Here is a 12,054-nt window from a genome sequence, read left to right as displayed (position 1 = left end):
ACTGCGGTTTTGAGATGGATAGGGATCTAAATGCCGCAATTAAATTAATTTATCGCGTCTGGCTAAGGCGTGTAAGTCTACTGAGGGATAACCGCTCCCATGCTCCCATTGAAGTAGAAAGTAAAGTCTAGTTTTGTCTAGGTTTTATATAGCAGTCGAACCACTCCCTACCAATGTGCCAGTTGCGTAAGTCCTGATGAAATTGAAAAATCAATGATTTCAAACCTTGAATTTTTGCAACTGTGCGCCTCTGGGTGAAACAAAGTCATACCCTAATTCATCAAGGCCACAATCACCAATTATTAGCCAAAACCAGGAATTAAACGCTGTAATGCACGTCCAGCAACATCTCCATATTTAAGCTCGCCACACAGTATTTTACCCATAATTTGAGCGCCCGAGGGACGTTTTACACCAACTTTATAACCAATACCGGGAAAACGATAAAATGCTCCGGCTAACTTTTGTGCCCAAGCCATGTCTGCTCCCCATTGTTCGTTAATGGCATTACTATAGTTTTCTATAGCGTTTAAGTCGCCTCCCAAGGCTTGATGAATGAATTGGGCAGCCAAAACTCCAGTAAATATGGAGGGACGAATGCCTTCTGCTGTGAACGGATCAACTACACAAGCTGCTTCTCCTGCTAATATGGCGTTTTGAGTGTGTAGTTTTTGGGTTCCATCCCACAGGCAAATGGCATGACCATATTGTTTACTATTTTTAACGTCCACATTAAAAGATTGGGCATATTGATCGAGAATTTTTTTAAAGTCTTGGGGTTCTCCACCAATAAATGTGCCAATACCGATGGAATAACCGTCTGCTTTGGGGAAGTTCCAAATGTAGCCATTTTTCAGGAGTCCAAACTCGAAATGTGCCATGTTTTTGTTGACTACTTCGGCGGGAACTTCGGCTTCTAATGCTCCTGCTAGTCTACGTTTACGATCTTTAAACCCTAACCATTTGGCCATTGGTCCTTTTGCACCATCCGCAGCTATAAGATATTTTCCTGTAAATGTGCCCTTGGCTGTGTTGACTTGCCAGTGATCGCTTTTAAATTCTATGCCTATTACTTCTAGGTTGTCTTTGAGTTCTGCACCTTGTTGTTGTGCTTGTTGAATTAGGAAGTGATCGAATATTTCTCTTCTGACCATCCATACTGGTTCTTTAATGTCTATTTTGGCTTCTACGGGATCTTCTAATTTCCAGGTAAAACGTAATGAATCTACTTTAACAGAGATTGCCGGGCTAAAGTCGAAGTCAAACCATTGAGCGATCGCTGGTGATACTCCGCCACCACAGGGTTTATATCGGGGTAAGGAGTCTTTTTCTAAGACTAATACTGAATTTCCCCTTTTGGCTAAATGATAGGCTGCTGCACTTCCGGCAGGACCTGCACCCACAATAATACAATCGTACATATTAATTAGTAAGTTTTGGTGAGATTTAGTGAGTTTTGACGTTTTTGCGGTTCTGATTTTTATTATTCGATTTTTCAGTATATATAAGGGATCAGGACTTTTTATAAATTTTTGGTAAATTGGTGATTAGAGGAGGAAGGAGAAGGTGTTAAAAAGTGTGCAATTGCAGTTAATGTGCAATTAATTTTGTTGTTCAGGTAATTATCAGGGAGCAAGATGCTCCTGACTCTTTGATCTTGTGACTCCTATACCTTCATGATATCCTTTTCTTTTTCTGTTAATAGATGATCTATTTTTTCGGTGTATTTGTTGGTGAGTTTTTGCAGTTTATCTTGGAGATCCTTTGATTGATCTTCGGATATTTCTCCCGCTTTTTCTTGTTTACGAATTGTGTCCAGGACATCACGTCGAATGTTGCGAATACCCACTCTGCCTTCTTCGGCATATTTAGCCGCAGTTTTAACAAATTCTTTACGGCGATCGCTGGTTAATGGTGGAATATTTAAACGAATTGCTACTCCATCATTACTTGGTACTAATCCTACATCAGATAATGAGATTGCTTTTTCAATCAGATTCAAGCTACTTTTATCATAAGGTTGAATCAATATTGTGGAAGCGTCTGGTGTGGTGATGTTTGCTAAGGATTTTAATGCTGTTGGTGTGCCGTAATATTCTACCAGGACTTTATCTAGTAAACTTGCATTGGCGCGACCGGTGCGAATTGTATTGAATGACCGTTGGGTTGATTCAACGGTTTTCTGCATGGTACTTTCAGCTTCATCTAATTTCATAAGAACCTCCCACAAGCGTCCCTATAGATTCTCCCATAACTGCGCGGTGGATGTTACCTCGCACGGTCAAGTCAAATACTAATATGGGAATATTATTTTCTTTACATAAGGCGATCGCTGTACTATCCATTACTCTTAGGTCTTTTGCCAATACGTGATTATAGTTTAGGGTTTGATATCGTTTGGCGTTGGGATATAGTTTTGGATCTGCGTCATATATCCCATCTACTTTGGTGGCTTTAAAAATCACTTCTGCTTCTATTTCCGCCGCTCGTAAAGCTGCTGTGGTATCTGTAGTAAAGAAGGGATTTCCTGAACCTGCTCCAAAAATTACCACCCGTCCTTTTTCTAGGTGACGGATGGCACGTCTACGGATATATGGTTCTGCTAATTCTTGCATGGCGATCGCTGTTTGTACTCGCGTTTGTATGCCTTGCCTTTCCAATGAGTCTTGTAACGTCATCGCGTTCATAACTGTGGCGATCATGCCTATATAGTCGGCTGTAGCTCTATCCATACCTGCGGAAGCAGCTTTTACGCCTCTAAATATATTACCACCGCCAACAACTATGGCGACTTGTACGCCACTGGCTACTACCTCCCCTAATTCTTGAGCTATACCTTCTACCACTTCTGGATCAATACCATAGCCCATGTTGCCCATAAGGGCTTCACCGCTTAGTTTGAGTAAAACCCGTCGGTAATTCGTTCCCATGAAAAGTCACGCTTTATCAAAAAAATTACAAAAAATATGCTATATAAAACCTAGACAAAGCTAGACTTTACTTTCTACTTCAACAGGAGCATGGGAGCAGTTATCCCTCTGTAGACTTACACGCTGTAGCCCAACGCGTTTAGTTTGGTGATGGCGCTGCCATCTTTCTTCTGTTAAGATTGCTGCAAAAGGACTACCACTATCATTAGACATAGGAGTGACAATGAATTTAGAGACAATTCATCAATTGTTCCTAGAAGGGTTTAAAATCACCTTTCTGCCGACAGGCAAGCGGACATTGAATCAACACCAGATATCTATATGCTTGGCTTCCGGTTAGGCAATAATCTTAATTCATGTACTGGATATTTTAGGATTATATATCAAGTGGGCGATTTTTTTACTAAAATATATTTATATTGATTTTTGTCAACACAAGTATAGCTTTGTCTACAAAGTTGTCAGCTTAGGAATAGCTCAATTTTATTACATTTTAAGATTATACTTGTATATGTAGTTTATATGTAATTAGTAATGTAAGTTGCTAGTTATTGAGCACAAAGCAGGGGGAAATTGTTGATTCTGACTCAGTGACTCCTCAATTTGTAAATAGAACCTAAATAAATGCTATGGTTTAGATTTATTTGAGTAATAATGGAAGCGGTAACTGCCTAAGGTGCTACAGTGGTAGGAATAGTTATAGTTTCGCACAGTAAACAATTAGCTCTGGGAATACAGGAGTTGGCCTGGCAAATGGTTCATGGCCAAGTTCCTTTGGCTGTGGCTGCTGGAGTTGATGATCCTGATAACCCTTTGGGTACTGACGCTATGCAGGTATATGCGGCTATTACCTCTGTTTTCTCTGATGATGGCGTTTTGGTACTTATGGATTTAGGTAGCGCTATGATGAGTGCTGAAATGGCTCTGGAATTTCTTGAGCCTGCACATCGCGCTAAGGTCTATTTATGCTCGGCTCCTTTGGTTGAAGGTACGATGGCGGCGGCTGTGTCTGCTGCTTCTGGTAATAATATTCAGCAAGTTATAGCAGAAGCTCAAGGGTCTATTTTATCTAAGGCTCAACATTTGGGTGTCGGTGACGCGCTTACTCCTCATTCTTGTCCTTTTGCTGAAAAACGTTTATATAAATTAGAAGCTGATCACGAATTACGCATTACTGTTAATAATCGTTTGGGTTTACACGCTCGTCCAGCAGCCCAATTTGTAGGTACTGTTTCTCGCTTTAATTGTCAAGTTCAGGTACAAAATATTACGCGAGGTACGGAAGCGGTACGCGGTGATAGTATTAACCAAATGGCTATTTTAGGTGTGCGTCAAGGCCATGAGTTATTAATTACAGCTACGGGTACGGATGCTGCCGCAGCTTTAAGGGCTTTACAAACTTTAATTCTCAATAATTTTGGCGAAGATGATTCTCAGATGGAGGTACAAAGATTAACACCTGTAGAAGTGATTCCTAGCACGGAAGGGGAATTAGTGGGAATTGCTGCTTCTCCAGGTTTTGCGATCGCTCCCATTATACATTATGAGTCTGTACCCATGTCTATTACGGAATATCACATAGATGATATCCAATTTGAGTTGCACAGATTACATAATGCTATTAATATCGCTAAACAGGAAATTCAATCTTTGCTTTCTCATAGTTATATTCAAATTGGTGATGCTGAAGCAGCTATTTTTGATGCCCATTTGTTATTTTTAGAAGATCCTGTTTTATTAGAAGCTGTCTATAAAAAGGTTAATGAACAAAATATTAATGCAGAAGCAGCATGGAAAAACGTAGTTGATGATGTGGCTAATTCTTACTATCAATTAGATGATCCCTATTTACAAGAACGGGTGGATGATGTGGTGGATGTGGGGAGAAGGGTGTTAAGAATTTTACTGGGTAACGCTCCAGCAGATTTACAAATTACTGAACCATCTATAGTTATTGCTACGGATTTAACTCCATCTGATACGGCTAAGTTAGATCCTAGTAAGGTGTTAGGTATTTGTACGACTTTGGGCAGCGCTACTTCTCATAGTGCGATTATTGCCAGAACTTTGGGTATTCCGGCAGTTTTGGGGGTAGATACTCAGGTGTTAAATGTAGAAAATGGTACTTTAATTGCTTTGGATGGTGAAAGTGGTAAGGCTTGGGTAAGCCCGACATCGGATACTTTAAAAAGTTTGTTAGCAAAAAAAGAAACTTGGCAAAATGACCAGGAACAGGCTAGACAAAAAGCTCATCAACCAGCTATTACTTTAGATGGGCAAAGGGTTCAAGTTTTAGCAAATATTAGTAGTATTACTGATGCTCAAGTAGCTATTAGCCAAGGTGCGGAGGGTGTGGGATTATTAAGGACGGAATTTTTATACTTTGCGGGTACTAGTGCGCCGACGGAAGAGGAACAATTAACAGTGTATCAGGCGATCGCTCACATTCTTAATCACCGTCCTTTGATTATTCGTACCTTGGATGTGGGAGGAGATAAACCTTTACCTTATCTTAACGTTACAGATGTGGAGCCTAACCCATTTTTAGGAGTGCGTGGTATTCGCTTCTGTTTGGAAAATCCGCAGATATTTAAAACGCAGTTAAGGGCAATTTTACGCGCTAGTTTTGGTAATCATATTAAAGTTATGTTTCCGATGATTACTAATTTAGGAGAGGTGAGAACTGCTAAATCACTTTTGCATGAGGTGAGAACTGAGTTAAGGGAGGAGGAAATTGATTTTGATGAAGGTATGCAAGTGGGAATTATGATTGAAACACCTGCGGCTGTAGCTATTGCTGACCAATTAGCACAGGAAGTGGAATTTTTCAGCATAGGTACAAACGATTTAAGTCAATATGTAATGGTAGGCGATCGCACAAATCCTAAAGTTGCACTTTTAGCGGACGCTTTACAACCAGCAGTATTAAGGATGATAAAACAAACTGTACAAGCTGCTCATAATGCGAATATTTGGGTAGGGGTATGTGGAGAAATAGCAGCAGATCCTAATGTAGCCCAGATTTTATTAGGTTTAGGTGCGGATGAGTTAAGTGTTAATCCACAATCTATAGCCACAATTAAACAGGCTGTGAGTCATTTAACTATGGCAGATACCCAAGCGATCGCTAATTTAGCGTTACAGCAAGATTCAGCAAATAGTGTAAGAAAATTATTTGATAAGTAGAACAGATTAGAGAAAACCCTTATTTGCAATACTTTGGAGAAAAGGAAAAATATTATACTGATAATTTTCCTGATGTCGCTTGCCAAATTAAATGACCACTTGACAAATTAATGTCCACAAAAATATTAACCCCTAAACCCTTACATAGCAAGGGTTTTGTTATTTTACCCTATCTTTAGCCAGTAAAACAATAATTGACAAAATAACTGTCCGAGTTTCAATATTTGACAAATTAGTTGTCCTGTATTTAAAATCCCTATTTTTCCAAGTTTTCACAAGACTTGACAAATTAACTGTCCTCTTATATAGTATAATCCAACTATGTTTTAATAATAAACATATATGCTAGAAATACAAGATGATCAACCCAATGACTATGAAGCAGAAGGTAGCGAAATTATCACCGAACTATCCGCAGGTGATAAAGAGCTACTGGAACTAATTCAAAAACTACTGGAACCATGCGATCGCACAACCTATGGAGAAAGACAAAGGGAGGTAGCAGTATTTAAGATATTGAGAGCGATCGCTTGCTATTTTATGGTACATATTAACCACAATATTGGTTTTAATTCATTACATTATTTGCAAGTTTTTAATATCAATGATATAATATAACTGTGGGTGAACGTCGGCTTCATGCCGTGTGTTTAAGTGGCTTGTCTACTTAAACCTAGCCCACAAACCATTTAAGTTTATCCAATGATAGCGGGTTAGAATCGGTGTACCACTCTCCATAGTTCTTATTTCGCCGATCATCTAAATCCATAATCATCCTGTATTTTTGAGCCAGTGGAATAAAACATTTATCTTCATGGCGTTCATATAATCTTTGTAAAGCCCATAAATAGTAATCAACAACTTGTAAGCCAGCATACTCTGATGGGTAAGCTGGTTTAATAATAGTTGTACTATCGGAAGATATTTTCCATTTTGTTTCAAAATTTCTTTTTGCTTGATTTATAGCTTGTTGTAGTGCTTCTTCCCGTGCAGTTTTACCACGTCTAGCAAAAACGATATGATTAATATTTGCTTTATGTAATCTATCTTTAAATAGTCTTTTTACTAGATCATCATATATATCATCTTGATTTGTCTTTTTGCTCAAAGTTTCATAAGTTTTTTGAGTAGCTACTGCTAATTCTGCTTTGTATCTGATAGCTACATACATTTTAATTTCAAAAGTTTGCATTAGTTTAAATACTTCCATTCTGACATCTTGATGATCGTCTTTTGCATGAAAGGTAATTGCTGTTTTGTTGGCGGAAGGTTGCATTGAGGGAATGTCTTTAAAGCGTGGATCAGAACAAAGTTGTTTTCTGAGTTCTGCAAGTTCTAAAGTTACTTGTTCTGGTTGAAAAATTTGGGCTACACCTACCATAAAAAATTTAGATGCGCCTGGTGTTCCTACTATAATTCTGCCTTTTCTGTCGAAAAATGTTAAGTCTCCTGCTTCGTCAACAAAATAATGATTAGTTTGGTTAATTTTTTCTTTCTGTATCATTTGGATTAAATCATTAATTGCTTATTTTTTTATAAATTCAATACTATCTATCCTATTTTTTCAACGTTCCAAGCAGATTGATTACCAATTTTTCCGCATTTAGTAAACTGAAATGCTCCTCTTACAAAAGGTGATTTTCTAGGTTTTACCCCTATGAGTTCTCTAACTTCAGCAGTTGATAAAATCCATCCATTATCAACTACTTGTTGTAATTGTTCCCAATGAAAAATTGTCTTATATTGAGAAGCTCTATTTTTTAATGATTCATATTCAGACATTGTTAAAATAACCTCTCGTTCTTTTTTGTCTATATTAGTGTTTTTTGGTGTTGTTCTTACTTCTGAATAAAAACTATTAAACAATTCGGGACAATACTGAGAAACATAATTATAATCAGCTTCTAATCTAGCCCATTCTTCAAAAGGACGTTTAAGAGTATCTTCAAAAAATTCCTGAAAACTATTGTATATTTTGGAGTTATTTAAAGAACTTTCTTTTTTATACAGTTCTTTTTCTTCTACAATTTTAAGGAGTGTATAAATAACACTCCAAGTTTCATTAAGTGCTTCTGAAGATTTAGAAAGCCAAGTTCTAGCAAAAGCAGCCCTAGCATCATCTGATTGAAGTTTATAAAAGTCTGCTAACACTTCAGTATGTGTTAGCCCATGAACTGCATTACCAGCAGCCCGCTTTGCTTTACCAGCACCTTGAGCAATTGCAATTTCTCTATCTCGTTGAGAGTTCGACATTTAATTTAATTTTCCTCTTGTTCAATTTCAAAAGCTATGGCTAACTCAGGACAGTATCCCTTGGCAATTAATTTATTTCTTACCCATCCTACAATTTTTTGTGTTATGTCCTTACGGGTTAAAATTGCCTGAGCTTGAGGACAATTATATCTACTATTATCTTTTAATGATTCACTTGTTCCTAAAACCTGACGCATAGCATTATCAACTAATTGATAAATTATTTTTTGGTCAGATAATTGAAGATATTGACCTAAAGATTGTTGAACTTTGTAGGCTAGTGTTTTACGAATATCACTAAGTTTAGAAATATTAGGAATATGACCAAGATCAAAATCCTTAACCCACATTTCATAAAATCTCTCTAAGAATTTTTGAGACTCAGGATTATCTAAATCAGCAATAAAATCAGGATGATGGGTTTTAATGTATTGCACAAGTTGATCTTTTGTTGGTTTAGAATCAAGCGTTTCATCCCAGACAATAGGTATTTGTTGAGGTAGCATCCCAGTATAATTAATTTCCCGTTCTGCATCTTCAGGAGAATCAACTACTTTTTGTACCCATTCAGAAATTTTCTTACGCTTCGTTTCATTATTATCTCCCCAACTATCCTGATATTTGCCTGTATTAATTGGTTGTTCGGGATTACTTTGTTTGCTTTTTCCAATATCACCAGCAATTTCTATTTTTTCTTTCGTTTTCAAAATTCCCTCTACAGTAATATTAATGCCTGGGGTAATTTGGCCTGCCATTAATTGTTCTATTTTTGGTATTGATTCTAAATGGTCTCCCATATTACATATATAAGAAATTGCTCGACGAATATCATGTGCATTATCATAAGTAATATGAGTAATTATTTTTACACTATCTAATGTTTTGGGTGGAGTTAATAAGGTTATATATTCTTGATTTAAGTCAGTATTTACTGATTGAAAATCTTGTTTTAATTCTTTATGAACACTTCTAATTTGCCTACCAATTGCTCTTTGTACAAGCTCAATTAAAGATTCAGTTTTACAAGCATAGCCAATACAACCACAATAACGATTACTTACACCTTCTCTTGCCATACCAATTACAAAAAGAACACGATTACAATTTTCATCGAGTTTTTCCGTTTTTTGATATAACATCCAGGGATGATCGGGAGACATCTTTTTGCCTTTAATATAATCTTTTTCTACTTTCTTTAAACTTTTATCTTCAAGTGCTTCAGAGAGATTTGAATGAATAATATCAGCCTGATATCCTTTATTTTTCGGAAATCTTCTACGATTACTTTCAAAAAATTGGTTAATTTGTTCACATAATTTTCTTGCTATAGTTACACTATCTACAACAATCATAGAATGTACTGGATACCATAACTCTGCTTTAGAACCTTCAGGACGATGTTGGGCTAAGTCACCATATGATGAAATATTATCTTCCATTTTATCGCATAATTCCATATAGTTAATAACTGCCTGTACAACAGACTGTTGCGGTATATAATTTTTGTCATAACCTAATTGTTTAGCATCATCTGTTTCTTGAAACCCAAGATCATTGTCAGTGATTAATTCTGCTCTTGTAATTCCAACTTCTTCAACAAAAGATGTAAATTCTACTTTTTTGTCGCTTACATATTTCATTGAATGGTCATTTTCATTAGCATCATCATAATCATAAACAGAAAGTGAAGTAAATTGAGACAGTGCTTTACCATCGGCTTCAATTGGTGTTCCTGTGTAACCAAAAACTAAAGAGTCTACTGCTTTTTGAACGATATTTAAAACTTGGTTTAAAGCATGATGAGGTTCATCAATAGCAATAAAGGGGAATTGAGCTAAGATTTCTGATAATTTTTCTTTAGGGTTGTTATTTGTTTCAAAAAACTGATGAATACAGGCAACCCAAATATTACAAAGTTCTAAACTAGGATAATCTTGAACTTGCCATCCTTCTTCTATAATTCCTACTGTTGGAGCAGTTGATGAAATACCATACTTGACTAATTCATTTTCTCCGCCTTCTTCATTACTTCTTAAAGAATTAGCTATTTGATCTCTAATTGCACGTTCTTTAGTTAAAATTAAAATTCTATTAATACGAGGATATGACTTTCCTATCTTTTTCTGGATGATATAATTTAATGCACAAGCTTGTACAACTGGAGCTAGAGTTTTACCTGCACCAACAATCCAAAAATTACCGTAAATAGTACGATTAATTTGATTCCAAGGACGCAAAAACCAATCTTGATAATCAAGAATCCGATCCCAACCTTCGCGTTTTTGGGCTGTTCTTAACTTATCCAGATTTATTGTTGGATGATCGAAAAAGAATTTTTTTGACCAATACTCATCTGGCTTAATACCTTTTTTACTATTATGCTCTCTGCAAAGGGGTTGTAAATTTTCTATTTCATCAGGACCATTATTACGTCTGGCAACAATATGGTCTACTGTATCTGCTGGTTTAATACAACCGGGATGATTACATTGAGGTGAACTACTCCACTTAGCAATAAATTGTGACCATGTATCTGAATTCATCCAGCTAGGTTTGTTGAGAGACATATATTTTTCCTTTTACTGATTGAACTACTTAATAATATTATGCCTTAGATTGTGATAAACAACATCTAACCACACGGGAATCACGGCTTTACCTTCATCTAGGGATGCGATGGCGAAGTGATCCATAGGAATTGCTACTTTGGTAACTTGCTTGCTAACCCGTGATAAATAACATCTAACCACACGGGAATTACAGATTTACCTTCATCCAGGGAAGCGATCGCTGTTTTCCTATCAAATTCTACCAAAGAAAGCGAATCATCCTGTGATAACAACAACATAAACCGCTTACCCTGACCAGAAATAAACAACTCTGGTTCTTGTTCCTTGAGTTGTTTGAGAATAAAACAAGCAATATCAAAACTTATCCCCGTAGACAGCCAATATACCATAGCTGCCAACTCCACTAAATTAGACCTTGAATAATAAATACTGCGACCCGTACCCGTATCACTAATTATAGGTACAACAATCCCCTTCTCTCGCCAATACTGGATCTGGCGAAGGGTACAACCTGTCAATTGAGCCGCGTCCTTACTTGTGAAAAAAGTTTCTTGCATAAAAAACTATTTTACAGAAAGAAGCTATAATACAGATATGTTAGTATTAAACAAATATGTTTATTCTATGAGCCAAATCACCATTCAGTGCCGTCTACTAGCCAGTGAATCTACCCGTCAACAGTTATGGCAATTGATGGCAGAGAAAAACACACCATTAATTAACGAATTACTGATGCAAATGGGTAAACATCCAGAAATTGAAACCTGGCGACAAAAAGGTAAACATCCCACAGGTGTTGTTAAAGAACTCTGTGAACCCTTGAAAACTGATCCGCGCTTCATGGGACAACCTGCACGGTTTTACACCAGTGCCACAGCATTAGTAAACTATATTTATAAATCCTGGTTTGCCTTAATGAAGTGTTATCAATCCTAACTGGATGGTAAATTGCGCTGGTTAGAAATGCTCAATGGTGATGCTGAATTAGTAGCAGGACTTACGCAACTGGCACATTAGTAAGGTGCGTCAGATATCAAGAACCTGTTTATTTACATGATTTATGCTATCTGACGCACCCTACATCAGATTTTTGGTGTGACACCTGCGTAAGTCCT

10 protein-coding genes and 1 pseudogene are annotated in these 12,054 nt (G+C 36.9%); 3 read left to right on the top strand and 8 right to left on the bottom strand.

Annotation, left to right across the window (positions count from 1 at the left end; translation table 11 throughout):
* Nucleotides 1-302 precede the first annotated feature (302 nt).
* From H6F32_RS19605 to H6F32_RS19590, 4 genes are all read right to left on the bottom strand, one after another.
* The gene (locus tag H6F32_RS19605) at nucleotides 303-1,421 is read right to left on the bottom strand and encodes a geranylgeranyl reductase family protein (RefSeq protein ID WP_190370954.1); all 1,119 of its coding nucleotides are present in this window, start codon (nucleotides 1,419-1,421) and stop codon (nucleotides 303-305) included.
* Between the two features lie 245 nt (nucleotides 1,422-1,666).
* The gene (gene frr, locus H6F32_RS19600; protein WP_190370953.1) at nucleotides 1,667-2,215 is read right to left on the bottom strand and encodes a ribosome recycling factor; all 549 of its coding nucleotides are present in this window, start codon (nucleotides 2,213-2,215) and stop codon (nucleotides 1,667-1,669) included.
* Nucleotides 2,202-2,930, bottom strand: coding sequence for a UMP kinase (gene pyrH / locus H6F32_RS19595; RefSeq protein ID WP_190370952.1), 729 nt, complete (start codon nucleotides 2,928-2,930; stop codon nucleotides 2,202-2,204). Before pyrH ends, frr begins: the two co-directional genes overlap by 14 nt.
* Before the next feature lie 60 nt (nucleotides 2,931-2,990).
* Complete coding sequence (locus H6F32_RS19590) at nucleotides 2,991-3,143, bottom strand: hypothetical protein (protein WP_190370951.1); 153 nt, start codon at nucleotides 3,141-3,143, stop codon at nucleotides 2,991-2,993.
* 471 nt (nucleotides 3,144-3,614) lie between these two features.
* Between H6F32_RS19590 and ptsP the strand changes: the two genes are divergently transcribed.
* Nucleotides 3,615-6,116 carry a phosphoenolpyruvate--protein phosphotransferase gene (ptsP, locus tag H6F32_RS19585; RefSeq protein ID WP_190370950.1) on the top strand — a complete coding sequence of 834 codons (2,502 nt, stop codon included), beginning with the start codon at nucleotides 3,615-3,617 and terminating at the stop codon, nucleotides 6,114-6,116.
* A gap of 342 nt (nucleotides 6,117-6,458) precedes the next feature.
* Nucleotides 6,459-6,734, top strand: coding sequence for a hypothetical protein (locus H6F32_RS19580; protein ID WP_190370949.1), 276 nt, complete (start codon nucleotides 6,459-6,461; stop codon nucleotides 6,732-6,734).
* Between the two features lie 55 nt (nucleotides 6,735-6,789).
* Here H6F32_RS19580 and H6F32_RS19575 read toward each other — a convergent pair whose 3' ends face one another.
* The 4 genes from H6F32_RS19575 to H6F32_RS19560 all read right to left on the bottom strand — a co-directional run bounded on the left by H6F32_RS19575 (nucleotide 6,790) and on the right by H6F32_RS19560 (nucleotide 11,496).
* Nucleotides 6,790-7,620 carry a DUF3800 domain-containing protein gene (locus tag H6F32_RS19575; RefSeq protein WP_190370948.1) on the bottom strand — a complete coding sequence of 277 codons (831 nt, stop codon included), beginning with the start codon at nucleotides 7,618-7,620 and terminating at the stop codon, nucleotides 6,790-6,792.
* Nucleotides 7,621-7,667: 47 nt separating this feature from the next.
* Nucleotides 7,668-8,369 carry a hypothetical protein gene (locus H6F32_RS20305; RefSeq protein WP_199294648.1) on the bottom strand — a complete coding sequence of 234 codons (702 nt, stop codon included), beginning with the start codon at nucleotides 8,367-8,369 and terminating at the stop codon, nucleotides 7,668-7,670.
* A 5-nt stretch (nucleotides 8,370-8,374) separates the two neighbouring features.
* Complete coding sequence (locus H6F32_RS19565; protein ID WP_190370947.1) at nucleotides 8,375-10,936, bottom strand: DEAD/DEAH box helicase family protein; 2,562 nt, start codon at nucleotides 10,934-10,936, stop codon at nucleotides 8,375-8,377.
* A gap of 134 nt (nucleotides 10,937-11,070) precedes the next feature.
* Entirely contained in the window at nucleotides 11,071-11,496 is a 426-nt protein-coding gene (locus H6F32_RS19560) for a MerR family transcriptional regulator (RefSeq protein ID WP_190370946.1), read from the bottom strand.
* 67 nt (nucleotides 11,497-11,563) lie between these two features.
* On the opposite strand from H6F32_RS19560, the pseudogene cas12k reads away from it, so the two are divergent.
* Nucleotides 11,564-11,872: pseudogene (gene cas12k, locus H6F32_RS19555) on the top strand (type V CRISPR-associated protein Cas12k); the annotation flags it as partial.
* Nucleotides 11,873-12,054: the final 182 nt, after the last annotated feature.

This window comes from Anabaena sp. FACHB-1237 (genome assembly GCF_014696225.1).
GTDB lineage: Bacteria > Cyanobacteriota > Cyanobacteriia > Cyanobacteriales > Nostocaceae > FACHB-1237.
The sequence above is the reverse complement of the archived record's forward strand: the minus strand, read 5'-3'. Positions and strand labels throughout refer to the sequence as shown.